This is a genomic window from Streptomyces sp. NPDC058758, assembly GCF_042746075.1.
Classification (GTDB): domain Bacteria; phylum Actinomycetota; class Actinomycetes; order Streptomycetales; family Streptomycetaceae; genus Streptomyces.
Map to the genome: position 1 here is coordinate 18,294 of NZ_JBHYPS010000054.1, position 23,267 is coordinate 41,560.

Annotated in this window: 17 protein-coding genes; 6 read left to right on the forward strand and 11 right to left on the reverse strand. The window is 75.4% G+C overall.

Annotated features, from left to right (window positions below; all coding sequences use genetic code 11):
- Positions 1-181: 181 nt before the first annotated feature.
- The 5 genes from ACFW6A_RS35740 to ACFW6A_RS35760 are packed head-to-tail and all read left to right on the forward strand — an operon-like array spanning position 182 to position 6,053.
- Positions 182-1,213, forward strand: coding sequence for a Gfo/Idh/MocA family oxidoreductase (locus ACFW6A_RS35740; protein WP_351847780.1), 1,032 nt, complete (start codon positions 182-184; stop codon positions 1,211-1,213).
- Positions 1,197-3,449 (forward strand): M20/M25/M40 family metallo-hydrolase, encoded by a 2,253-nt coding sequence (locus ACFW6A_RS35745; RefSeq protein ID WP_351847784.1) that lies wholly within the window; start codon positions 1,197-1,199, stop codon positions 3,447-3,449. Before ACFW6A_RS35740 ends, ACFW6A_RS35745 begins: the two co-directional genes overlap by 17 nt.
- Entirely contained in the window at positions 3,446-4,597 is a 1,152-nt protein-coding gene (locus ACFW6A_RS35750) for an Ldh family oxidoreductase (protein WP_351847786.1), read from the forward strand. The genes ACFW6A_RS35745 and ACFW6A_RS35750 overlap by 4 nt, the downstream gene beginning before the upstream one ends.
- Entirely contained in the window at positions 4,594-5,601 is a 1,008-nt protein-coding gene (locus tag ACFW6A_RS35755) for a Gfo/Idh/MocA family protein (RefSeq protein WP_386645819.1), read from the forward strand. The genes ACFW6A_RS35750 and ACFW6A_RS35755 overlap by 4 nt, the downstream gene beginning before the upstream one ends.
- The gene (locus ACFW6A_RS35760; protein WP_386480733.1) at positions 5,598-6,053 is read left to right on the forward strand and encodes a DUF6917 domain-containing protein; all 456 of its coding nucleotides are present in this window, start codon (positions 5,598-5,600) and stop codon (positions 6,051-6,053) included. The genes ACFW6A_RS35755 and ACFW6A_RS35760 overlap by 4 nt, the downstream gene beginning before the upstream one ends.
- 78 nt (positions 6,054-6,131) lie before the next feature.
- Here the strand turns inward: ACFW6A_RS35760 and ACFW6A_RS35765 are convergent, their stop codons facing one another.
- The 6 genes from ACFW6A_RS35765 to ACFW6A_RS35790 all read right to left on the reverse strand — a co-directional run bounded on the left by ACFW6A_RS35765 (position 6,132) and on the right by ACFW6A_RS35790 (position 16,107).
- Positions 6,132-6,662 (reverse strand): EF-hand domain-containing protein, encoded by a 531-nt coding sequence (locus ACFW6A_RS35765; protein ID WP_351847795.1) that lies wholly within the window; start codon positions 6,660-6,662, stop codon positions 6,132-6,134.
- A 115-nt stretch (positions 6,663-6,777) separates the two neighbouring features.
- Positions 6,778-8,034 carry a nucleotide sugar dehydrogenase gene (locus tag ACFW6A_RS35770; RefSeq protein WP_351847798.1) on the reverse strand — a complete coding sequence of 419 codons (1,257 nt, stop codon included), beginning with the start codon at positions 8,032-8,034 and terminating at the stop codon, positions 6,778-6,780.
- Positions 8,035-8,131: 97 nt separating this feature from the next.
- Positions 8,132-9,847 carry a class I adenylate-forming enzyme family protein gene (locus ACFW6A_RS35775; RefSeq protein WP_386645823.1) on the reverse strand — a complete coding sequence of 572 codons (1,716 nt, stop codon included), beginning with the start codon at positions 9,845-9,847 and terminating at the stop codon, positions 8,132-8,134.
- 324 nt (positions 9,848-10,171) lie between these two features.
- Positions 10,172-11,944, reverse strand: coding sequence for a CoA transferase (locus ACFW6A_RS35780; RefSeq protein WP_386645826.1), 1,773 nt, complete (start codon positions 11,942-11,944; stop codon positions 10,172-10,174).
- Positions 11,945-12,244: 300 nt separating this feature from the next.
- Positions 12,245-13,240, reverse strand: coding sequence for an alpha/beta hydrolase (locus ACFW6A_RS35785; protein ID WP_351847806.1), 996 nt, complete (start codon positions 13,238-13,240; stop codon positions 12,245-12,247).
- A gap of 62 nt (positions 13,241-13,302) precedes the next feature.
- Positions 13,303-16,107 carry an AAA family ATPase gene (locus tag ACFW6A_RS35790; RefSeq protein ID WP_386645830.1) on the reverse strand — a complete coding sequence of 935 codons (2,805 nt, stop codon included), beginning with the start codon at positions 16,105-16,107 and terminating at the stop codon, positions 13,303-13,305.
- A 459-nt stretch (positions 16,108-16,566) separates the two neighbouring features.
- Between ACFW6A_RS35790 and ACFW6A_RS35795 the strand changes: the two genes are divergently transcribed.
- On the forward strand, positions 16,567-17,562 hold the full coding sequence (locus ACFW6A_RS35795; RefSeq protein ID WP_386645833.1) for a helix-turn-helix domain-containing protein: 996 nt from the start codon (positions 16,567-16,569) through the stop codon (positions 17,560-17,562).
- Positions 17,563-17,663: 101 nt separating this feature from the next.
- Here ACFW6A_RS35795 and ACFW6A_RS35800 read toward each other — a convergent pair whose 3' ends face one another.
- The 5 genes from ACFW6A_RS35800 to ACFW6A_RS35820 form a co-directional block, all read right to left on the reverse strand.
- Positions 17,664-18,305, reverse strand: a complete 642-nt coding sequence (locus tag ACFW6A_RS35800; protein WP_386645843.1) for a GPR1/FUN34/YaaH family transporter — start codon at positions 18,303-18,305, stop codon at positions 17,664-17,666.
- 155 nt (positions 18,306-18,460) lie between these two features.
- Positions 18,461-20,350, reverse strand: coding sequence for an amidohydrolase (locus ACFW6A_RS35805; protein ID WP_386645836.1), 1,890 nt, complete (start codon positions 20,348-20,350; stop codon positions 18,461-18,463).
- Complete coding sequence (locus ACFW6A_RS35810) at positions 20,347-21,300, reverse strand: alpha/beta hydrolase (RefSeq protein ID WP_351847819.1); 954 nt, start codon at positions 21,298-21,300, stop codon at positions 20,347-20,349. Before ACFW6A_RS35810 ends, ACFW6A_RS35805 begins: the two co-directional genes overlap by 4 nt.
- A gap of 85 nt (positions 21,301-21,385) precedes the next feature.
- Complete coding sequence (locus ACFW6A_RS35815; RefSeq protein ID WP_386645840.1) at positions 21,386-22,021, reverse strand: FMN reductase; 636 nt, start codon at positions 22,019-22,021, stop codon at positions 21,386-21,388.
- The gene (locus ACFW6A_RS35820) at positions 22,018-23,103 is read right to left on the reverse strand and encodes an LLM class flavin-dependent oxidoreductase (RefSeq protein WP_351847825.1); all 1,086 of its coding nucleotides are present in this window, start codon (positions 23,101-23,103) and stop codon (positions 22,018-22,020) included. The genes ACFW6A_RS35815 and ACFW6A_RS35820 overlap by 4 nt, the downstream gene beginning before the upstream one ends.
- Between the last annotated feature and the right edge of the window lie 164 nt (positions 23,104-23,267).

The window sequence follows — 23,267 nt, forward strand, 5'->3', positions numbered from 1 at the left end:
GCCGGAACCCGCCGCCCAAAGCTGCCGTGCGAGCGTAACAGTACGAAGATTGGAGTCACGAATCTCCCATGGAAATTCATACTTCTCGGTGATCATGCCTCTGATTTCCTTGACCGATGTCGCGCGGCACGGAGAGATTCTTCGCTGCGCCCCGCCCGAACCATCGGAATGGAACAACCGTATGAAGCAGCCCCTGATCGTCGGACTGGGCCGTGCCGGCTCCGGGTTGCACCTGCGGGCCCTGCGCACCGCCCTCGACCGGGCGCCGGACCTCTGGCGGGGCCCGGTCGTCGCCGTCGACCCCCGGCCCGGGGAGCGGGCCCCGGTGCCGGACGGCGTCACCGTGGCCCCGACCCTGGCCGAGGCACGGGCCCTGCTGCCCCCGGACCGCGCCGTCGTCCACCTGTGCACCCCGCCCGACAGCCGCCCCGCCGTCCTCGCCGAGCTCTGCGCGGCCGGCTACCGCGACCTGATCGTGGAGAAGCCGCTGGCCACCGGCGACCGGGAGCGGGCCGCCGTGGCCGGGCTGCGGGCCCGGCACGGGCTGCGCCTCGCCGTGGTGGCGCACTGGCCCGCCTCCGGCCTGGCCGACCGCCTGCGCGCGCTGATCGACGCGGGCACGCTCGGGCGGCTGCTGCGCGTCGACGTCGCCCAGCACAAGCCGCGCTTCACCCGCTCGCTGCGCCCCGACGACGGCCATCCCACCGCCTTCGACGTGGAGCTGCCGCACTCGCTCGGCCTGGTCCTGTCGCTGGCGGGGCCGGCCGAGACCACCGGGGCCCGCCTCACCGACCTGAGGATCGGCCGCACGGTACGCCCCGGCCTGGGCTCCGCACTCCTCGAACTGCGCCACGCGAACGGCGTGCGGACCCGCATCCACTCCGACCTCACCGCCCCGGTGCGCGAGCGCCGGGTCGCCCTCGGCTTCGAACGCGGCACCGCCGTCGGCCACTTCGCCCCGAGCGACGCCGACGACCACGTCCAGCTCGACGTCGACGGGCGGCGCGAGGTCTTCCGCGACGACGCGCTGGCCGCCTTCCTGCACCGGACGTACACCCGCTTCGCCACCGCCCCGCCCGAAGACCCCACCTGGGACGCGGACTTCGCCCTGCACGCCGAGGTGGTCCGGCTCCTCGACGAGGCCAAGCGGCGGTGCGCGACCGACCCGGCCGGCGAGCGGTCCGAGGAGGCGCCCCGTGTCGCGGCCCGTTGACCTGACCGGCCGGATCACCGGCATCGGCGACGAGGCGGCCCCCGGCCTGGCGGGACAGATCGCCGTCGCCCGCGAACTGGGCTGGTCCGCGCTGGAGTTGCGCAGCATCGACGGGACGGCGCTGGCCGACCTGTCCGCGACCGCGGTGCGGGACGCGGCCGCGCGGCTGCACGCGGCGGGCCTCGGCGTGGTCTGCCTCGACTCCCGGATCGGCAACTGGGCCCGCCCGGTCACCGGCCCCTTCTCCGCCGACCTGGAGGAGCTGGACCGGCTCGCCGAGCACGGACGGGTGCTGGGCTGCCGCAGCCTGCGCGTCATGTCGTGGACCGACGGCGGACTGCCCGAGGAGGAGTGGGCGGCCGAGGCAATCGACCGCATGCGCCGGCTGGCCCGCCGCGCGGAACGGCTCGGCGTCGAGCTGCTCCACGAGAACTGCACGGGCTGGGCCGGTTCCGACGCCGCCCGCACGCTCCGGATGCTCGCCGAGGTGGACAGCCCGGCGCTGCGCGTCCTCTTCGACATCGGCAACGGCGTGCCGTACGGGTACGACGGCCACGCGCTCCTCGCGCGGCTGCTGCCGCACGTCGCCCACGTCCACGTCAAGGACGCGCTGCCCGGCGACCGCCCCGGCGAGGCCGTCTACACCCTGCCCGGCGAGGGCGTCGCCCGGGTCGCGGACTGCGTACGGCTCCTGGAGGAGCACGGCTACCGGGGCGCGTACTCCCTCGAACCCCACCTCGCGGTGGTCCCGCACGCCGGGATCCGGGGCGAGGACACCGACACGGCGGGGCCGTTCGTCCGGGCCGCCCGCCGCCTGGCCGCCCTGCCCGTCCCCCCGCTGCCCTCCCCCGCGCCGGTCACCGTCCCCGCCCCGGCCACCGGCCCCGGCCGGGCCCCGGAGCCGCCCCGCCCGGTCCGCGTCGACACCGGCCTGCTGCTCCACCTGCTGCACACCCCCACCGCGGGCCCCCTGGAGACCGGCCCCGACGCCCCCCACCACCTGACGGCCGCTCTGCACTCCTACGCCACGGCGGCCGCCCGGATCGGGTTCCGGACGGTACGCATCGGCTCCCCCGCCCCCGAGGCGGTGCTGCGCGACGACACCCCACGGCCCGTACGGCGCGCAATCGCCGCCGACCCGTCGTTCCTGGAGCGCCAGCCGAGCCTGCTGCTGCGCCTCGGCCCCGAACTGCCCCGGGAACGCACGGTGATGTTCAACGTGCACCTGGACACCGTCGCGGGCGGCGAACCCCCCGCGTACGACGGGGCCCGCTTCCACGGCCGGGGCGCCGTCGACGCGAAGGGCCCGGCGGTCGCGCTGCTCGCGGGGATCGGGGCCGCCGCCGCGGGCCACCCGGCGATCGGCCGGGACGTCACGGTGCTGGTGCAGGCGGTGGCGGGCGAGGAGGGCGGGGCGCTGGGCACCTTCGGCACCCGGCCCCTCGTGGAGGCGGGGCACATCGGAAGGCTCAACGTGTTCTGCGAGCCGACCGGGCTGCGCCACCTGCCCCGCGCGACGGCCGCCGCCACCGCCCGCGTCACCGTCGACGGCGAGGACGCCGTCGACGACCGGCCCGGCGCCGGGCACAACGCCACCGTCCTGCTCGGCTTCCTCGCCCAGCACCTCGCCGCCGCCCTCGGCCCGGCCCCCGCCGGCGGCCCCCCGCCCACGGTCTGCGTGGCGGGGCTGCACACCGGCACGCTGCACAACAAGGTGCACGGCACCGGCGGTCTGCTGCTCAACCTGGCGTACCCCACCGCCGAGGCCGGCGCCGCCGTCGAGCGGGCGCTCGCCCGCGCCCTCGACGAGGGGCTGCGGGAGTTCACCGCCCGCTTCTCCGGCATCCCCCTCTTCGCCCGGACCGCTGCCGACGCGGCCCGGATCACCCGCCTGGAGTGGGAGAAGCGGGGACTGCCCGCGCTCGGCGCCCAACCCGCCTGGGGCGAGGAGCTGATGGCCCGGGCGGGCATCGCCCGGTGGCCCGACGACGAGCCGGGCTTCACCTGTGACGCGATCTGGCTCGACGGTGCGGACCGCGCCTTCACCACGGTCTTCGGCCCCGGCGAACTGGACGCCAACCGGGCGCACGCGCCGGGCGAGTTCGTCGACCTGGCCGACCTGGAGGCGTTCGCGGACCGCACGGCCGCGCTGCTGACCGCCTTCGCCGACGACCTCCGGTACGACGCGGAGCACCGCGCCTCACCGGTCTCCACCGAGAAAGCAGGAACCGCATGACGTCCACGCTGTCCGACGGCGCCGCACCCCGGAGCGCCGGCCCGGCGCCCGGCGACGGGCGGGAGGTGACCGTCGCGTACGAGACGCTGCTCGACGAGACCGCCGCCTTCTTCGCCCGGCTCGGGGTCCCCGGGGGCCGGGCCCGGCTCGCCGCCGAGGCGCTCTGCTACGGCGACCTGACCGGCATGGACTCGCACGGCGTGTTCAACCTGGACCGCCTGTACCGGCCGCTCCTGGAGTCCGGCGGCGCCGATCCCGTCGCAGAGCCGCGCGTCCTGCGCGACCTGGGCTCCTGCGTCCTCCTCGACCACCGGCGGGCGCTCGGGCTGTGGGCCGCGTCGGAGGCGATGGACCTCGCGGCCGAGCGGGCGGCCCGCAGCGGCATCGGCCTGGTGTCGGTGCGGGGCGCCACCCACTTCGGCTGCGCCGGCGTCCACGCGAAGCGGGCCGCCGACCGGGGCATGATCGGCGTCGTCGCCTCCAACTGCGGCGGCCAGCGCATCGCCCGGCCGCCGCTCGGCGCCGCCGCACTGCTGGGGACCAATCCGCTGAGCGTGGCGGCCCCGGCCCTGGAGGGGCGCCCGTTCGTCCTGGACATGAGCACCACCGTCGTCCCCACCGGCCGGGTCCGCACCGCGGCCCGCGACGGACGGGAGGCACCCGAGGGCTGGCTCACCGACGACGACGGACGCCCGGTGCGGGACGCCGCCGCCTACGACCGGGGCGAGGCCTGGCTGGGCTGGCTCGGCGGCACCCCCGCCACCGGCGCCTTCAAGGGCTTCGGCCTCGGACTGGCGGTGGAGCTGCTGGCCGCCGTGCTGCCCGGCGCGGCCACCGGCCCCACCCCCGCCGCGCTGGAGGGCGACGGCAGGCCGGGCGGCAGCGACGACGACATCGGCTTCCTCGTCCTCGCCCTGGCGCCCGGCGCGCTCCGCGACGGCTTCGACGAGGACGCCCGCGAGATGTTCGGCACCGTCCTGGCCTGCCCCCCGCAGCCGGGCCGGGGTCCGGTCCGCTACCCCGGCCACCCGGAGGCCGAACGCGCCGAGCGGCGGCGCGCCTCCGGCGTCCCCCTCTCCGCCCCGCTCCACGCCGAACTGACCGCCCTCGGGCTCCGCCTCCCGCTCGTCCCGGAGGAGGACCGGTGACCCCGCCCCCGAAGGACGGCCCGCTGCGCCTGGGGATCGCCGGACTCGGCGTGATCTCCCGCTTCTACGCGGCCGCCGCCGAGCGGCTGCCCGAGTGGGAGCTCGCCGCCGTCTGCGACCTGCGCGAGGAGGCCCTGGCCCCGTTCCGCGGCCGGGTCGCCTGCCACACCGGCCACCGGGCGATGCTCGCCGCCGGCGGGCTGGACGCCCTGGTCGTCGCCGTGCCCAACCACGCGCACGCCGAGGTGTGCGCGGACGCGCTGCGCGCCGGGGTCCCGGTGTGCGTGGAGAAACCGCTGGCCCTGGACCCGGCGGACGGCCGGCGGCTGGCGGCGCTGTCGCGGGAGCACGGCGTCCCGCTCCTCACGGCCTTCCACCGCCGCTACAACGACCGCGTCCTGGCCCTGCGCGACCGGCTGCCCGGCCCGGACTCGCCGGTGCGGGTGGAGTCGGTGACGGTGCGCTACCTGGAGCGGATCGAGGAGCACATCGGGGCGGACACCTGGTATCTGGACCCGGCCCGCTGCGGTGGCGGCTGCGTCGCGGACAACGGCCCCAACGCCTTCGACCTGGTCCGGCTGCTGCTGGGCGAGACGCCGTCGGAGGTGGTGGCCGCGGAGGTGGTGCGGGACGCCGCCGGCACCGACCGGCAGGCCGTGGTGGAGCTGGCGGGACCGGGCGGACGGGGGCGGGTGGAGCTGGACTGGTCGTACCCCGGGGAGGTGAAGGACGTCGTGGTGCGCCTCGACGACGGCACCGAGCTGTCGGCGGACATGCTGGGCGGCCGGCCCGGCTTCAAGGAGTCGCTGTGGCACGAGTACGAGGGCGTCCTGCGGGACCTCGCCGCGCTGCGCGACCTGCCGGATCCGTCCCGGGCCGTCGAGGGCGGCCTGGCCGCGCTCGAACTGGTCGCCGCCGTCTACGCCGCGGAAGCCTCGTCCGCTCTCCCGGCGCCGCGCGCCGTCCGGGAACCCCGCCCCACCTCGCGACCGGAGCCCCGATGACCGCCTCCCCCGCCCTCCCCGCCCCCTCGCCGCCGTCCCTGGACTCCGGCCGGCACGAGAACGGCGCCAAGCGCGCGGTGCGCGGCACGCTGGTCAAGGTGCTGCTGCACGAGCGCACGGACCGGGGCATGACGCTGGAGCCGTTCGCGGCCCGCTGCGTCCGCCGCGGCGAGGTGCACGAGCTGCTGACGACCGACCGGTGGACCGACGTGCCGGGCGCCCGGGTGGACCGGGTCGGCTTCCTCGGCTTCGTGGAGCTGGAGAACGGCGGGGTCCTCGACCGGGGCGACCGGGTGCTGATCGGCGGCGAGCCGGTCGGCACCGTGCTCGGCTTCGACGGCTGCCACCTGCCCAACCACTACAACGTCGTGATCCACGCCCCCCGGCTGCTGACCGGCCGGTCCCTGGGGCTGGCGCCGGAGACCCCCGTGGTCTTCGTGCCGTCCGACTGAGCGGGCCCGTACACGGAGAACGGCCGGCCGGCTCCCCGAGGGGGTGCCGGCCGGCCGCTTTCAGCGTCGGCGGGGCGCTCAGCCGAGCAGCTCGACGTCCAGCTCACCGGTGTGGAACTGACGCACCGCGTCGAGCAGCTCGCTCTCGGAGAGCGTGCCGCTGCCGTCGGCGTCGATCTGCTGGAAGGCCGCGCGGCCCTCCTTCTCGTTGAGGCCGATCGCCTTCAGCCACACGGCGAACTCGGCCTCGTCGATGACGCCGTCGTTGTCCTTGTCGGCCAGGGCGACGATGCCCTTGGTGACCGGGCCGAGGACCGGGTTGAAGGTGGCGGCGCCACCCTCGACGACCTCACCGGCGGCCTGGAGGAACTGGGTGCGGCTGAGCGGACCCTGCTCCGCCACGCCCGCCTTGGCGGCGAGGAGCCCGAACATCGCGATGAAGCCGTCGCGCAGCTGGGCGCCCTTCGCGGAGTCGGGGTTCTCGCCGAAGGCGGAGGCGATCTTGGCGGCCTCGGTGACGAAGTCCGAGACCTCCAGCACGCCGTTGTTGTCCGTGTCCCACTTCTCGAAGCGCTTCACCAGACGGTCCTGAGCGACTGCCGTGGCCATGATTTCTCCTTCTTGATCCAATGTCGCCGTTCGGACGGGCGTCCGGACGGTCCTTCCCACGGCCCTGGTCACGGACGGGTGACCGGGCCGGAGGCCTGCGGGGCGTGACGCGGCGTCAGAGCCGCACCACGCGTCTGCCCTCCGCGGTGCCCCGGGTGTCCAGGACGGGGCAGGTGGCGAGGTCCCAGTCGGCGGAGCGGTACTCGGCGTGCTCCTGGAGGAGCACGACCAGGTCGCTGCCGGTGAGGGCGTGGGCGCGCGAGCGCTGCCGGGGGACGGGGACGCCGTCCACCTCGAAGCGCCCGACGTAGGGGTCGTGGTAGGTGAGCCGGGCGCCGAGGGCGCCGAGCGCGCGGGCCACGGCGTAGGCGGGTGACTCCCTGGTGTCGGAGATGTCGGCCTTGTAGGCGACGCCGAGCAGGGTGACGCGGGCTTCGGCGGGGTCCTTGCCGGCCTCGACGAGCAGGTCGCGGGCGCGTTCGGCGACGTGCTCCGGCATCGCGTCGAGGACGGCGCGGGCGGCGCCCAGGGTGCGGAAGGTGAAGCCCTGTTCGGCGGCGTGGGTCATCAGGTAGCGGGGGTCGACGGGGATGCAGTGGCCGCCGACCCCGGGGCCCGGCCTGAAGGCGGTGAAGCCGAAGGGCTTGGTGTCCGCGCAGCGCAGCACGTCCCAGATGTCGATGCCGACCCGGTCGCAGTAGACGGCGACCTCGTCGACCAGGGCGATGTTGACGTACCGGTAGGCGTTCTCGAGGAGCTTGGCCATCTCCGCCTCCCGGGTCCCGGCGGCGACGACGACCTCGTCGACGAGCCGCTCGTAGAACGCGGTGGCGTGCTTGGCGCAGAGGGTGGTGCAGCCGCTGACGACCTTCGGCGTGGTGCGCAGGCTGTAGCGGCGGTTGCCGGGGTCGATGCGCTCGGGGGAGTACGCCAGGTGGAAGTCCTCGCCGACGCGCAGTCCGTGCGCTTCGAGGAGGGGCCGGACGATCTCCTCCGTGGTGCCCGGGTGGCTGGTGGACTCGACGCAGACCAGCGTGCCGGGTTCCAGGTGGCGGGCCACGGTGCGGACCGCCGAGGTCAGCGGCAGCAGGTCCGGCTCGCCCGACTCGGTGAGCCCGGTGGGCACGCAGATGACGACGGTGTGGGCGCCGGCGAGGATGCCGGGGTCGGTGCCGGCCCGGAATCCCGCCGCGTACATCGCGGCGATGTCCTCGTCGGGGATGTCCTCGATGTGGGAGCGCCCCCGGTCCAGCCCCTCGACGACGTCGGCGCCGATGTCGTAGCCGACGGTCGCCAGCCCCGCCTCGCAGGCCCTGCGGGCCAGCGGAAGACCGACGTAGCCGAGACCGACCACGGCGACTTCTGTGAACATTGCGTCGTCCCCCGGTGGTTCACTCCGGACAGCGGAGCTGAATCAAAGATTCCGTTTGCAGTGACAGGATTGCATGCGATTTCGGGCCGAAGCGCAATCAATCCACTTCTTCCCTCGCATGAGTGACATCTTCTGCCCCTCGGTTCACGTGGACCGTGGTGCCGGGCGGCGTGGCGGCGCCCAGGACGTCCGAGGCCCGGGCGGCGAGGGTGCGGCGGCAGACCTTGCCGGTGGGCCCGAGCGGCATCCGGTCGAGCACCAGCAGGTACTCGGGGAACTTCCGCCGCTCCAGCCCCCGGGCCCGGAGGCGGGCCGTCACGGCGTCCAGGGCCGGTGCGGGCGCCCCGGGGGCCGGTCGTACGCACGCGCAGAGCCGCTCCCCGAACTCCTCGTCCGGCACGGGCACGCACACCGCCTCCGCGATACGGGGGTCGGCGCCCAGCTCCCGCTCCACCTCGGCCGGGCTGATCGTGTAACCGCCCCTGATCACCACGTTCTTGAGCCGGCCGAGCACCCGCAGCCGCCCCTCCCCGTCGAGCACCCCGAGGTCGCCGGAGCGGACCCAGCCGGTGGACGTGCGGTAGCGGGCGTCGAGTTCGGGCGCGCCCGCGTAGCACAGCGGGGTCATCGGCCCCCTGGCCTGGATCTCCCCGGCCTCCCCCACGGCAGCCGGGGTGCCGTCCGGACGGACGATCCGGACCGCGGCCACCGCGGGATCCGGGGTGCCGGCCGTGTCTCCGCCCGGGTCGGCGGTGTGGCAGTTGACGCCGTCCGAGGAGCCGTACACGGTGACGACCGGCACGCCGAAGCGCTCCCGGCAGGCGGCCGCAGTCGAGACGGGCAGCGCGGCGCCGCTGGAGACCAGGGCCCGCAGACCGGCGGTGTCCTCCCCCGGCAGACGGGGGAGGTCGGCCATCCGGCGCAGCATGGTCGGCACCCCGAAGACGTGGGTGGGCCGGTGGTCGGAGACCGCCCGGAGCGCCTCGCGGGCGTCGAACCGCTCGCGCACGATCAGGGTCGCGCCGAGCGTGGCGAGCGCGACCGGGACGCCCAGCGAGCCGTACGAGGAGGCCAGCGGGACCAGGACGAGGAAGCGGGGCGCCTCGGCGGGGAAGCCGGCCAGCGCCCGTACGTACGCGGCCCGGCCCCCGGCCATCGCCTGGTGGCTGTAGGCGACCATCTTCGGTTCGGCCTCGGAGCCGGAGGAGACGAGGAAGCGGGCCGGCGCGCCGGCCTCGGCGGGCGGCTCCGCCGGCCGGAACGTCCCGCCGGGCGCGGCCCCGTCCAGCCCGCGCACCCCGGGGGGCGCGGTGGGAGCGGTGGTGAACACGGCCCGCAGCCACGGGAGTCCGGCCGCCGCTTCGAGGTCCTCGGGTTCGCCGAGGACGGCGCCGCCCGCCCGGGACCGGCCGAGCAGGCCGAGGGTGTCCCTGACCCCTCCGCCGGGCGGGTAGGGCAGCGCGACCGCGCCGAGGGCGTAGACGGCGAGTTCCGCCACGACGGCCCGGCGCCCGTTGGGCAGCCGGAGGGCGATGACGTCGCGGGCGCCGAGCCCCGCCTCCGCGAACAGGCCCGCGACGCGGAGCACGTCGGCGTACAGCTCGGCGTAGGTGAGGGTGCCGAGGTCGTCCACCAGGGCCTCGCGGTCCGGGGCGGCCAGGGCGTTCTCCCGGAAGAGGGTGAAGAGGTCGGCGTCCGGGCACAGTCCCAGGGCCGCCCACGCCTCGCGGTCGGCGCGCGGGACCCGGTCGGGCAGCTCCAGGCCGTTCCGGGAGCGCCAGGGGGCTTTCCGCACGGTGTACGTCGCGGTCATCGGGTTCTGCCTTCACGTCGAACGGGGCGGGCCGCGCGCAGGGCGGACCCGCCCGGGGGTGGCGGGCGTGGTTCCGGCGGGTCGTCACGGGGCGGACGACCCTGGGCCGGCGGGGCGCACGGGCACCGCGGACGGGCGCGGCCGGCCGGGCCGCGGTGCCGGGGCGCGCAACGGCGCGCCGGGGCGCGTTCCGTCAGCGCGGGAGGGCGGCCGTGGGCGCCGGTCCGCCGGGTATCGGCCTCCGGTCCGGCACGGGCGCCGACGCGGACGCGGGGACGGTGGAGGGGGTGCGGGAGCGGTCGCCCCGGGGGACCCGGTGGCGCGTCACGCGGAGGTCTCCTCGGTGAACGTCCAGGGCGCGGCGGGGCGGGCGTACGGGAGGTGCGCGTCGGGCGGGAGGACCGCGCGGGCGAAGGCCGGGTCGGCGGCGAGGGCGGCCAGGTCGGTGCGGACCGCGACGGACGGCAGTCCCGCCGCCCGCAGTTCGGCCAGCCACGCGTCGGTCGTCCGGCTCCGCAGCCGCTCCGCCACCGCGTCGGCGCCGGGGGCGCCGACGGTCCGGGCGACCTCCCCCGGCCGGGAGCGGGCCTCGGCGCCCAGGTAGAGCAGTCCGTCGGCGGTGGGCAGCGGGCGGTCGAGCGGGGAGAGGACGGTCCGCCGGTCCGCGCGGGGGACCAGGGCGGCGGAGGAGAGCAGCGAGGACGTGGCGCGGCAGCCCCGGCGGGTGCGCTCGCGGGCGAGGAGTCCGGCGAGGACGGCCTGGGCCAGGACCAGGCCGCCGAGGACGTCGGTGACGGTCATGAGGGAGGGCGCCGGGGGCTCGTCCGCGGGGCGCAGCGCGGCGGCGAGGCCGCCGTGCACCTGGGCGAGGTAGTCGGTGCCGATCGGCGGGACCGGGCCGAGGGCGGCGCCGAAGCCGGAGGCGGAGGCGTACACCAGACGGGGGTTGAGCGCGTGCAGCGCGTCGGCGTCCAGGCCGAGGGAGCGGTCCTTGCCGGGGGCCCAGTTGTGCAGGAAGACGTCGGCTCCGGCGGCCAGTTCACCGACGGCGTCCCGTCCCCGCCGGGTGGTGAGGTCGGCCTCGACGACGGACTTGCCGTGGTTGAGGGCGGAGAAGCGGACCGAGCAGCCGTCGGCGACCGGCGGCTGGGCGCGCTGGGGGTCGCCGCCGGGGGGTTCGACGCGGACGACCTCGGCGCCGAGCATCCGCAGGACGTGTCCGGCCATGGGGCCCTGGACGCGGCGGGCCGATTCGACGACCCGGACGCCGGCCAGCGGCGGCGCCGCGTCCCCGCCGGGCGCGGGCGCGGTCACCGGCGCGGGGTGGGCGAGGGGGACCGGTTCCACGGTCCAGGGGGCCAGGCCGGGCGGCGGCGCCGTCGTCTCCCCCACCCGGACGACCGAGACGCCGTGCGCGGCGCCCGCGGCGCGGACGGCTTCCAGGGAGTGGGCCAGGACGGCTGCGTGGAGTTCGGGGGGCAGGGGACAGACGGCGGTCCCGAAGCGGGACTGGAAGGGCAGCCAGCCGCGCCCGGCCGTGCGGGCCGGCACGTCTAATCGGCTCCAGAACCCGGCCCAGGCCGCGGGGTCGAGGGTCTCGATCTCGACGCGCGCGCCGTCGGCGGTGACGAGCGTCGCGAGTCCGGTGGCGGCACCGGGCGGCGCGGGGTCGTCGTCCGGGGCGGTGGCGGCGGCCAGGTACTGGGTGACCGTGAGGAGCGCGCCCTGGGCGAGGGAGGTGCCGGTGCGCAGCGGGGGGCGGCCCTGGGCACGGGCGAACAGGGCCGCGGTGACGCCCTGCGCGGCGAGCACGCCGGTCACCGCGGAGACGTACTCCGCGGTGAGCGGCGCGGGGGCTCCGCCGGCCCGGCCGTGCACGTGCATGACGCCGCAGGCGGCCTGCGCGGCACGCTCGTCCCCCGCGTCGACGCCGACCGGCCCGGCGCCGCCGACGGTCCACGAGGGACGGTCCGCGGCGCCGCCGGGCAGGGCGCCGAGGGTGCGGCCGAGCAGTTTCCGGGCGACGGTTCGGGCGGTACCGGCGGTACCGGCGGGCGCGGACGGCGCCTTGGTACCGGCCTCCTCCGACAGGCTCACGTACGCCGACCGCCTTCCCCGCCTCGCCGCATCGCCGTCCCTCTCCCGCTCCAAACGATCTTTTCCTCCGGATGAGAACAGCCGGAGGGCGGCCGGGGGCACGGGGCCCGGCCCGCTTCATCCGCAAGGAGCAGCCTTCGCAAGACCGTCCGAGGGAGCTTCGGTGCCGACGGCGGGGACCATGGCGGCGGCCCGCACCGAGCGGGCCGGAACCATGGTGTCCCCCCACATGCGACGGCGGCCCGCTCGCTCCTCCAGGGGGGGCGGGGCCCGGTGCCGGGGCGGTTCGGTTCCGCGCCCTCACCGCCCGGCGGCGAGGGCCGCTTTGAGGAAGGCGCCGCCCTGGCGAACGGCGGCCTTGGTGGGCGGGCTGTCGCGGAGGGCGTTGAGCGACGCGAAGTCGTGGACCGTTCCGAGGTAGCGGACGGCCGCCACGGCCACGCCCGCCTGCCGTAGCCGGCGCGCGTACTGTTCCGCCTCGTCGCGGACGACGTCGGCCTCGGCCGTCACGACCAGGGCGGTGGGCAGGCCCGCGAGTTCGGCGGTCGTCGCCCGCAGCGGGGAGGCCGTCGCTTCGGCGAGTTCCCCGTCGTCGTCCGTGTACTGCTGCCAGTACCGGTCCAGGGCCTCGGCGGTGAGGAGGTAACCGGACCCGAAGTGCCTGCGCGAGGGGGTGTCGCAGTGCGGGGCGGTCGTCGGGTAGTAGAGCAGCTGTGCGCGCAGGCGGGGGCCGCCGCGTTGCTTGGCCATGAGGGTGAGCGCCGTGGCCATGGTGGCGCCCGCGCAGTCGCCGGCCACCGCCAGCCTCCGACCGTCCAGTGCGAAGTCCGGGGCGTTGTCGGTCAGCCAGGTCAGTACGGCGTACAGCTCTTCGAGCGCCACCGGGTACCGGGCCTCGGGCGTGCGCGTGTACTCGGGGACCACGAGAACGGCTTCGCTGGCGGTCACGAGTTCGCAGATCATCCGGGTGTGGGTCTGCGCGTCCCCGAGCATCCACCCGCCCCCGTGGACGTAGAGGACCACGGGGAGGGGGCCGCTCCGTCCCGCGGGACGGAAGGTCCAGAAGCCGACCAGTCCGGCGGGGCCGACGGGCGCCGTCCAGAACTCGGCGTCCACCGCGAAGTCGTCGAACAGGTGCCCCTGGGCCTCCAGCAGTGCTTCCCGTCCGTCGACCGGGCCGAGCTGATGCAGGTACGGCGGGTCCGCCGAGGCGTCGACCAGCTTCTGGACGACGGGGTCGAGGACCACGGCCGGTCGGTCGGGTCCGCCTCCGTCGGTGACGGGCTCATGCTCCACGCGCCACACCCCTCCTTCCTCGCAGTGATCGGAACCTCACCCGCCGGTCGACCGGCCCCCGGTCACAGAACGCCCAGGACGTCGCGGAGTTGGTGGCGGCTGCTGACGCCGAGCTTCGGATACACCTGGTAGAGGTGCGAGCCGATCGTGCGGGGGGACAGCTGGAGCTTCTCCCCGATCTCCCTGTTGCCCAGACCCTGCGCCGCCAGCCGTACGATCCGCCGCTGCTGGGCGGTCAGTTCCGCCAGCGGGTCGGGCCCGTCGGGCGGAGCGGCCACGCCGCTCGCCCGCAACTCGGCGCGCGCCTCGTCGGCCAGGACGGTGCCGCCGAGCCGGGAGAACGCCTCCATGGCCGAGGTCAGGATCGGGCGGGCGTCCAGCGGGCGCCGGCGGCGGCGCAGCCACTGGGCGTAGTGCAGCCGGGCCTGCGCACGGGCAAGCGGCCACTCGTCGCCGGCCGGGTTGACCACGGCCAGGCGGAAGTGGTGCTCGGCCCGGGCGGGGTCGCCGACCAGCGCGTCGGCGTGGTGCAGGAGCAGCGTCATGCGGGTCGTCGTCCGCGGTCCCAGCGCCGTGCGCACCGCCTCGACGACGGGCGCGACCTCCGCCTGCCGTCCGGTCCGCCGGGCGGCGGCGGCGAGGTCGGCGATGGACCGGTGGGAGAGGAAGTAGTGCAGGGGGGTGCCGTCCTGGTGGAACAGCCGCCGGAAGTGGCGCAGCGCCGCTTCGTGGTCGCCCGCCGCCGCCGCGACGGTGCCCGCGGCGCGCAGCAGCCGTGCGTGGGTGGCGGTGTTCTCCTCCAGGTTGACCGCCGTCCAGGCCGGGTCCGTGACGATCCCGGCGTCGGCGAGGTCGCCTCGGAGGGCCTGGAGCGTCACCCGGAGGGCTTCGACGTCGACTTCGATGTGCTTCATCTTCTGGACGGCCGCCAGGGTCGCCGCCTCGTCCAGCAGCTCGTCGGCCTCCGCCCACCGCCCGACGTCGATCAGGGCCGAGCCCATGGCCGACAGGGCGATCGCGCCCGTTCCGATGGCTCCGTAGGAGCGCAGCACGGCGAACGCCCGCCGGAAGGCGTCCACGCACAGGTCGGACTCGTCGGCCATCCAGGCGACCGCGCCCAGCGTCTGCAGCCTGATCATTTCCGCGATGCCCGTCAGCGGCTCCAGCAGGCTCGGCCGCCGGGTCCGGCTCAGCAGGGCGGGGGCGTTGCCGGCCGGATCCGGCTCGCAGAGGACGACGGCCCGCAGGGCGTCGACGGCCTCGTCCTCCACCAGTTCGGAGTAGGGCGTGCTGACGGCACCGGTCTCGATGGCGTCGAGGAGGGGAACCAGCGGGCGCCTGACCTCGGGCAGGCCCGACTGGAAGGCGACCGCGCCGAGCACGGCGGTCACCGCGAGGGTCGTCCTGGCGTCCTGGGGCAGGTCCGGTTCCAGGGCGCCCATCAGGAGCTGGAACGCCTCCCGCTGATGGCCTGACATGGAAAGGGCCAGCCCCGCCCCGTTCGCCGCGACCCCGAGCAGGTCGCGGTCCTCGGTCAGTGCGGTGACCTCGGCGTGGAGCTCGCGCACCCAGAAGGTGTCGCCCGCGTTGTTGGCGGCCCTCAGTGCCTTGGCGTATCGGCGTGCCCGGTCCTCCGGGGCGGGGCTGCACTCGGCGGATCGTTCCAGGGCCCGTGCGGCCGCGTAGAACCCACCACGCCGTTCGACGAGTTCGGCGGTGTCCTCCAGCGTCGCCGCCACGGATTCGTCCTGGCCGATGCAGGCCGCGGCCAGGTGCCAGGCCTGGCGGGCCGGATCGTCCCGGTGCACGGCCGCGAGGTCGGCGTGCGCGCGCTGCCGCAGGTGCGCCGGGGCGCCCTGGTAGGCGCCCGCGCGCACGAGCGGGTGGCGGAAGCCCACGTGGCGCCCCGTGATCGTGATCAGCCCGGCGTCCTCCGCGGCCGCCCATACCGACAGGTCCGCGTCCACTCCCGCCGCGGACATGAGGGTCCGCAGGTCCTCCTGGTCCGAGGAGGCCGCCGCGTAGAGCAGCATCCGTCGGGTGACGGCGGGCAGCGCGCGCAACTGGGCGGCGAACATCTCCTGGATCCGCTGGGTCTGGGGCAGCGTGCCGTCGACCTGGCCGAGCGGGCTGCCCGATCGCACGGAACGGCACAGCTCGATGATGGCCAGCGGATTGCCGTCGGCCCGGTCCAGGATCTCGCTCCGGGCCCTGCCGGTGGGGGAATCGGGCTGCGCGTCCAGCAGACGGGCCGCCGCGTGGACCGCCAGCGGTCCCAGCGCCAGGACGGGCAGGTGGGCGACCGCGGGGTCCGGAGGCGTCAGCCCCCTGGCCGCGAGGAGCACCGTCACCGGCTCGGCCGCGAAACGGCGGAGCACGAACCCCAGGACGTCGAGGGAGTCCCGGTCGAAGAGCTGGACGTCGTCGCCGATCACCACGACGGGCCGACGGCGCGAGGCCTCGGCCAGCAGCGTGAGGACGGCGACGCGCAGCAGCATCGGCTCCGCGGGCCTGGTGATCGGGGCGAGGCCGAACGCGGTCTCCAGGACCTCCCGCAGGTGGCCGGGGAGATCGGCGGCGTCCGGGATGAGCGGAAGCAGCAACTGGTGGAGGGCCGCGAACGACTGTTCCGACTCGCCGTCGAAACCCTGAGCCCTCAGTACGCGGGCTCCCGTCACCCGCGCGTGCTCGGCGGCGACCTCCAGCAACGACGTCTTGCCGCTCCCCGCCTCGCCGGTGACGAGCAGCGCTCGCGGGGTGCCGCGACCCCGCTCGATCGCGTCCAGGACCCGGCCGACCTCCGATTCCCGGCCGGCGAGCCCGCCCGCGGGCTCCGGCCGGCTCGTCGTGCCCTGCCTAGCGCCCATGGCGTGCCCCCGTCGGGAGCGATCGGGAAACGGGCACGCGGGGAGGCCCGGTCAGCTCGTCCATGATGGGGATCCCTCGTTCCGGCAGCGTCCGAAACGCACTGCACTCCCGGCCCTGCCAGCCAGGGAAGAAAGCATACTCTCGCGTCGTGGGGGCCATGATCGGAACCCCTTTCCGCCGGCTCCGCCGCAGGACGGACGGGGCCGAACCCTCCGGGCCGACGAGCCGACCGCCGCGCACCGTCCGGGGGCCTCGGCAGAGCACGGCGTGACCGCTGCCGATCGTGACGAACGGACCAGTCGACCGACTGATGCGTCCGCCCCGGTCTCCCGGCAGGCTGGGACACAGCCCGATCCGACTCCAGTCCGCCCCCCGGCCGGCGGGGACGCGCTCCGGCGGCGCAGGCCGGCGGCTCCCGTACGGATCTTCACCCGAGCCCCCGTTCCAGGAGGAACCCCGTGCCCACTGTCCTCTCCACCGAGCCGCTGACAGCCGCCGACCGGGCGGAGCGCTGGCACGAGGCGGTCTCCGGCACCTTCATGCCGATGGACGTGAGTCTGCTGGAGAGGGAGCCGTCGCCCGGAACGATCGTCAGCAGCCGGCTCGGGAACCTGCACATCTCCCGTGTCCAGGCGGGACCCCAGGTGGTCCGGCGCGGCAAGCGCCACATCGCGCGCGACGACCGCACGTCACTGATCGTCAGCCTCCAGCAGCGGGGCACCGCGACGAAGGAGCAGGACGAGCGGGAGACCGTCATAGCACCGGGTGAGTTCTCCATCAGCGACTCCTCCCGCCTGTTCAGGATCACGCTCGAAGAGGAATTCGCCTTCACCTCCTTCCACTTCCCCCGGGAGGAACTTCCCGTGCGGAACGAGGACCTGCGGGCCCTGACCGCCACCGCCTTCACCGGAGAGGAGGGCTGCGCCGCGCTGGTGGCGACCTACCTCGCGCGCCTGGCGCGCGAGGCCGAGGGGTTCGACGACGCCGTCGGCCGCCGGGTCGCCGCCACCGCGCTCGACCTGATGGTGATGTTCATCGACGAGCGCCGCGGACGCACCGCCGTCGAGGGCACGCATGCCGCCTCCGCCTCTCTGCAGCGCGTGAAGGAACACATCCTGCGCAACCTCGGCGACCCCGACCTGTCACCGTCGAGGATCGCCGAAGCGCACTTCATGTCGGTCCGCTACCTGCACAGGCTGTTCCAGCTCGAGGACCTGACGGTGGGCGGGTGGATCCGGACGCAGCGACTCGAACGGTGCCGCCGGGAACTCCTCCGGCCACGGGCCGCGCAGGCGGGGGTGGCGGCGATCGCCCAGCGCTGGGGTTTCGTGAGCCCCAGTCATTTCAGCCGGGTCTTCCGCGCGGCCTACGGGACGACACCCCGCGCATGGCAACTCCAGGGGCGAACCGGAACGCACCGCGGTGACGTCGACGGGGCGCCGCCGGAAAGGTGACCCGCCGCCGGGGGCGGGGCCCGTCGTCGGGGCGCGGCGCCGCGTCACCACGGGACCCGCCGCCGGGGGCGGAGCGCCGAGGAGGGCGCCGACCGGGCCGGTCAGAGCGTCCGGCGCACGCCCGCCTGGCGCTCCAGATTGCGCAGCTGGACGGACAGGTCGCCCTCCACCGCCAGGTGGGCGGGGCCGCTGCGGCCGATGGGCAGGACCTCCTCGCTGCGCATGTCCTCCAGCATCAGGGCGAACGCCGCGTACCCCGCCGCCAGGGCCACCACGAGGCCGAGAGCACCCGACGTGCGCGTCAGCCATTCGGCGCCCGTGATCCCCGCGAGGCCCGTGGCCGCCCAGCGGGGCGCGGAGACCACGAGGACCAGCCACAGCGCCCGCTTGGGCCGGGTCACGGCGATCATCAGCGCCCCGAAGCAGAGCAGCGCCAGGTTGAACACGCCGAGCACCCGGAGGCCGTCGGGAGCCTCGGTGAGCATGATGAGCGCGTACGGCAGCCAGCTGCCGGCGAACACCGCCATCAGCGTCGCCGCGATCACGTCGCGTGCGCCGAAGGCCAGACAGCTCACGAGGAGTTGGAGGAGGAAGGCGGGCAGCACGGTGAGGGCCACCGCGCCGCGGGCCGTCTCGTCGAGGACGCCGAGCTGGAGGCAGCCCGTCATCACGGACGCGAGGGCGATCGTGAAGAAGCCGAGCGGCATGGGTGAGGCGATGGGCCGCAGCGTGATCCGGGTCATGGACCGCAGGTCGGGCTCGAAGCGGCGGCCGCCGGCCACGGGGGCGGATTCGGGCCCGGGGTCGGGGTCGGGACCGGGGTCGGATCCGGGACCGGGGTCGGATCCGGGACCGGGACGGCGGTCGGGGTCGGGGTTCATACGGGTTCCTCTGGCGTTCAGTGGGTGAAGCAGGGATCGACGAAGGACGGCGTCGTTCCGGGAACGGAGCCGCGCGCGACGCGCCACCGGTGGTGCTCCGCGGACTCGGCGGCCGCCTCCGCCACCAGCACGGCCTGCCGTGCGCCGCCCGCCTGGTAGCCGCCGAAGCGGGTCACCGGCGACCACTCGGGCGCGATCGGGGGGAGCGCCTCGTCGAGGCCCTCGTACTCGGCGGAGGCGTACACGATCCGGCCGCCGACGACGGTCAGGACGGCCTCGATGTCGGGGATCACGTGGTCGGGCACGGTGAAGTAGTCGTCCGAGAGGACCGCCAGGTCCCCGTAGCAGCCCTCGCGCAGCACGCCCTTGACGTCCTCCTCGCCGGTGAGCCGTGCCCCGCCGCGGGTGTAGAGGCCGAGCACGGTGTCCCTGCCGAGGAGGTTCGCGGGGCCGCGGAGCGGGGTGCCGCCGACGGTCCGGCCGGTGATCAGCCAGTGCAGCGCGACCCACGGGTTGTAGGAGGACACCCGCGTCGCGTCCGTGCCCGCCGCGACGGTGAGGCCGCGGTCGAGCATGGCCCGGACCGGCGGGGTGCGGGCGGCGGCCTCGGAGCCGTACCGGTCGCGGAAGGCGAGGCCCTGGAAGGACATGCGGTTCTGGACGGACACGGCGCCGCCGAGGGCGGCGATCCGGTCCAGGCTGTCGGCCGAGACGGTCTCGGCGTGGTCGAACAGCCAGCGTCCGGCGCCGGGGAAGAGCCCTTCGGCCGCGAGGTTCTCGAACACGGCCAGGTCGCGGCGGATGGTCTCGTCGTAGGTGGCGTGCAGCCGGAAGCCCCAGCCGCTCTCGACCAGGATCCGGACGGCCTGCTCGAACTCCGTCTCGTAGCCCGCGGCGAGTTCGGGCCGTGGCTCCGAGAAGTTCTCGAAGTCGGCGGCCGCCCAGGTCAGGTTCTCGCCCGCGCCGTTGAGCCGGAGCCACGCGTCGCCGTCGCCGGGCCTGACCGTCTCGGTCCAGCGCCTCAGGTCGGCGAGTTCCTGCCCGGCGGTCTGGGGGAAGAGGTGGTAGGCGATCCGCAGCGAGAGTTCCCCGGCCGCCGCCAGGTCGGCGACGGTGGCGTAGTCGTCGGGGAAGTTCTGGAAGCCGCCGGCGGCGTCGACCGCCGAGGTCAGTCCGAAGCGGTTGAGCTCGCGGAGGAAGTGCCGGGTCGAGGTGCGCTTGTCGGCCGCGTCCAGAGTGGGCGCCTTGGCGAGGGTCGAGTACAGGACGAGCGCGCCGGGCGCCGCGAGCAGGACGCCGTTCGGCTCGCCGTTCCGGCCGCGGACGATCTGCCCGCCGCGCGGGTCGGGGGTGTCCCGGGTGAAGCCGGCGGCGTGGACGGCCGCCCGGTTCATCAGCGCCGACTGGTAGAGGTGCAGGACGAAGACCGGCGTGTCGGGCGCGGCCGCGTTCAGCTCGGCGACGGTGGGCATCCGGCGCTCGGCGAACTGCTCGGCGGTCCAGCCGCCGACGACCCGGATCCACTGCCCCTTCGGAGTGCGGCCCGCCTGCTCGCGGAGCATGGCCAGGGCCTGCCGGAGGCTGCGGACACCGTCCCAGCGCAGCTCCAGCACGTAGTTCAGCCCGCCCCGGACGACGTGCAGGTGCGAGTCGTTGAGGCCCGGGACCACGCGGCGGCCGAGGGCGTCGACGACCCTGGTTCCCGGGCCGACGAGGGGCCCGAGTTCGTGGTCGTCTCCGAGGGCCGCCACCCGGCCGTCGCGGATCGCGACGGCGCGGGCGTGCGGACGGTGGGGGTCGCCGGTGAACACCTTGGCGTTGCGCACCAGGAGGTCGGCGTGCGCGGGTTCCCGCCGGGGGGCGGGGACGAGGCCCGCCACCGGCATGCCGGTCGAGTGCCCGGTCATGCGAGGGCCTTGCGGAGGGTGTCGGTGGCGACGCCGAGGGCGAGTTCGGCGCCCTGGGTCTCCCGCAGGGCGTTCAGCATCACGAAGTCGTGGATGACGCCCTGGACGCGCAGGGCAGTGACGGGGACGCCTGCGGCACGGAGCTTCGCCGCGTACGCCTCCCCCTCGTCGCGCAGGACGTCGGCCTCGGCGGTGATCACCAGCGCCGGCGGGAGGCCCGCCAGCTGGTCGGTGGTGGCCCGCAGCGGGGAGGCGGTGACCTGCGCGCGTTCGGCCTCGTCGGTCGTGTACTGGTTCCAGAACCACTCCATGGCCTCGCGGCGCAGGAAGTAGCCGGTCGCGAACTCCTCGTACGACGGGGTGTCGAAGCGCGCGTCGGTCACCGGGTAGAAGAGGACCTGCTGGACGAACGCCACGTCGCCGCGCCGCTTGGCCATGAGGGTGAGGGCGGCGCTCATGTTGCCGCCGACGGAGTCGCCGACGACGGCGATCCGGCCGCCGTCGAGGTCCTTGTGCAGGCCCTCGCGGACGATCCAGCGGGCGACCGCGTAGTTCTGCTCGACGGCGACGGGGTAGCGGGCCTCGGGCGAGAGGTCGTACTCGGGGAAGACCACGGCCGCCCCCGTGCCGACGGCGAGTTCGCGGACGAGCCGGTCGTGGGTGTGGGCGTTGCCGAAGACCCATCCGGCGCCGTGCAGGTAGAGGATGACGGGGCGGAGCCCGGTGCTGCCGCGCGGGCGGACGATCCGGGCCCGGACGTCGCCGGTCGGGCCGCCGTGCACGGTCACCCACTCCTCGTCGACGGCGGGCAGCGCGGCGCCCTCGCCGCTCTGCACGTCGTCCACCGCCTTGCGGCCCTCGGCCACGGGCATCTGGTAGAGGTACGGCGGCTGCGCGGTGGCCTCGGCGAACGCCTGGGCGGCGGGCTCGAGTACGGGTCGGTCGGTCATGAGGGGGCTCCTCGGGAAGGGTGTGCGGGGTGGTGAAGGGGCGGGCGCCGTGCTCGTCGGCGTACCGGTGCGTACCGGCGCGGCCTCAGTCGAAGCGCAGGTCGGCGAGTTGCCGTTCGAGGGCGTCGACGTCCGCGTCGACGCCCGCGTCGCAGGGCTCGTGCTCGGTCCGGGGTGGGCGCGTCCGCATGAGCGCGGCGAGTTCGGCGGCCGCCCTGCGGATCCGGCCGGGCAGGCCGTCGGTGTGCTCGTCCCCGCCCGAGCCCCAGTCCTCGGAGGCCGCGAACACCGCGGTGGGGACGACGACGGCGCGGAGGTAGGCGAAGAGCGGGCGCACGGCGTGCTCCAGCGCCAGGGAGTGGCGGGCGGTGCCGCCCGTCGCCGCGGCCAGGACCGGCGTCCCGGTGAGGGCGTCCGGATCGATCACGTCGAAGAAGGACTTGAAGAGGCCGCTGTAGGAGGCGGCGAAGACGGGGGTGACGACGATCAGGCCGTCGGCCGCCGTCACCGTGTCGATCGCGGCGCCCAGTCGTGGCGGTGGGAAGCCGGTCACGAGGTGGTGGGCGATGTCGCCGGCCAGTTCGCGCAGTTCCACGGTCTCGGTGGACGCCCGGTGGCCGCCGGCCGCGAGTGCCTCGCGGGTGGACTCGGCCAGCCGGTCCGCGAGCAGGCGGGTGGAGGAGGGGGTGCTCAGCCCCGCGGAGACGACGGTCAGCCTCATGCGGCGGGCACCTCCCGGGCCGCCCGGAGGGACGCGTGGGTGGGTGCCTGCGGCACCTCGGCCGGACGCCCCCGGGCGAACTCCCTGCGCAGCACGGGCACGACCTCCTCACCGAGGAGGTCGAGCTGTTCCAGGACGGTCTTCAGGGGCAGGCCCGCGTGGTCCATCAGGAAGAGCTGGCGCTGGTAGTCGCCGACGGTCTCCCGGAAGGAGAGGGTCCGCTCGATGACCTGCTGGGGAGAGCCCACCGTGAGGGGCGTCTGCTCGGTGAACTCCTCCAGGGAGGGGCCGTGGCCGTACACGGGCGCGTTGTCGAAGTAGGGGCGGAACTCGCGCACGGCGTCCTGGGAGTTCTTCCGCATGAAGACCTGTCCGCCGAGGCCGACGACGGCGTCCTCCGGGCGGCCGTGGCCGTGGTGGGCGAACCGGCGGCGGTACAGCCGCACCATGCGTCCGGTGTGGTCGGCCGGCCAGAAGATGTTGTTGTGGAAGAAGCCGTCGCCGTAGAAGGCCGCCTGCTCCGCGATCTCGGGGGACCTGATGGATCCGTGCCAGACGAACGGCGGGACGCCGTCCAGGGGCCGCGGGGTCGAGGTGAAGGACTGGAGCGGCGTGCGGAAGGTGCCCTCCCAGTCCACGACGTCCTCGCGCCACAGCCGGCGCAACAGGGCGTAGTTCTCCTTGGCGAGGTTGATGCCCTGGCGGATGTCCTGGCCGAACCACGGGTAGACCGGCCCGGTGTTGCCGCGTCCCAGCATCAGGTCGACCCGGCCGTCGGCCAGGTGCTGGAGCGTCGCGTAGTCCTCGGCGATCTTCACCGGGTCGTTGGTGGTGATCAGCGTGGTGGCGGTGGACAGGATCAGCCGCTCGGTGCGGGCGGCGATGTGGCCGAGCAGGGTGGTCGGCGACGACGGGACGAACGGCGGGTTGTGGTGCTCGCCGGTCGCGAAGACGTCGAGCCCGACCTCCTCGGCCTTGAGCGCGATGGCGACCATCGCCTTGATGCGTTCGCGTTCGGTCGGCGTGCGGCCGTCGGTGGGGTCGGGGGTCACGTCCCCGACGGTGAAGATGCCGAACTGCATGGGGCTCGCTCTCTGCGTGCGCGCGGTCCCCGCGTCGGGGGTCCGGGGGGCGGGGGGGGGGGGGGGGGGGGGGCGCGCCCCCCCCCCCCCCCCCGCGGGCGCACAGAACGAGGGCGACACCCGCGGGGGGGGGGGGGGGTACGGGGGGGCGGGGGGCACACGCG

Coding starts and splice junctions, on each gene's coding strand:
- ACFW6A_RS35770 (WP_351847798.1), bottom strand. CDS start 8,034: ATGTTCACAGAAGTCGCCGTGGTCGGTCTCGGCTACGTCGGTCTTCCG.
- ACFW6A_RS35775 (WP_386645823.1), bottom strand. CDS start 9,847: ATGACCGCGACGTACACCGTGCGGAAAGCCCCCTGGCGCTCCCGGAAC.
- ACFW6A_RS35820 (WP_351847825.1), bottom strand. CDS start 23,103: ATGCAGTTCGGCATCTTCACCGTCGGGGACGTGACCCCCGACCCCACC.
- ACFW6A_RS35800 (WP_386645843.1), bottom strand. CDS start 18,305: ATGACCCGGATCACGCTGCGGCCCATCGCCTCACCCATGCCGCTCGGC.
- ACFW6A_RS35750 (WP_351847786.1), top strand. CDS start 3,446: ATGACGTCCACGCTGTCCGACGGCGCCGCACCCCGGAGCGCCGGCCCG.
- ACFW6A_RS35810 (WP_351847819.1), bottom strand. CDS start 21,300: ATGACCGACCGACCCGTACTCGAGCCCGCCGCCCAGGCGTTCGCCGAG.
- ACFW6A_RS35790 (WP_386645830.1), bottom strand. CDS start 16,107: ATGGGCGCTAGGCAGGGCACGACGAGCCGGCCGGAGCCCGCGGGCGGG.
- ACFW6A_RS35815 (WP_386645840.1), bottom strand. CDS start 22,021: ATGAGGCTGACCGTCGTCTCCGCGGGGCTGAGCACCCCCTCCTCCACC.
- ACFW6A_RS35805 (WP_386645836.1), bottom strand. CDS start 20,350: ATGACCGGGCACTCGACCGGCATGCCGGTGGCGGGCCTCGTCCCCGCC.
- ACFW6A_RS35760 (WP_386480733.1), top strand. CDS start 5,598: ATGACCGCCTCCCCCGCCCTCCCCGCCCCCTCGCCGCCGTCCCTGGAC.
- ACFW6A_RS35765 (WP_351847795.1), bottom strand. CDS start 6,662: ATGGCCACGGCAGTCGCTCAGGACCGTCTGGTGAAGCGCTTCGAGAAG.
- ACFW6A_RS35740 (WP_351847780.1), top strand. CDS start 182: ATGAAGCAGCCCCTGATCGTCGGACTGGGCCGTGCCGGCTCCGGGTTG.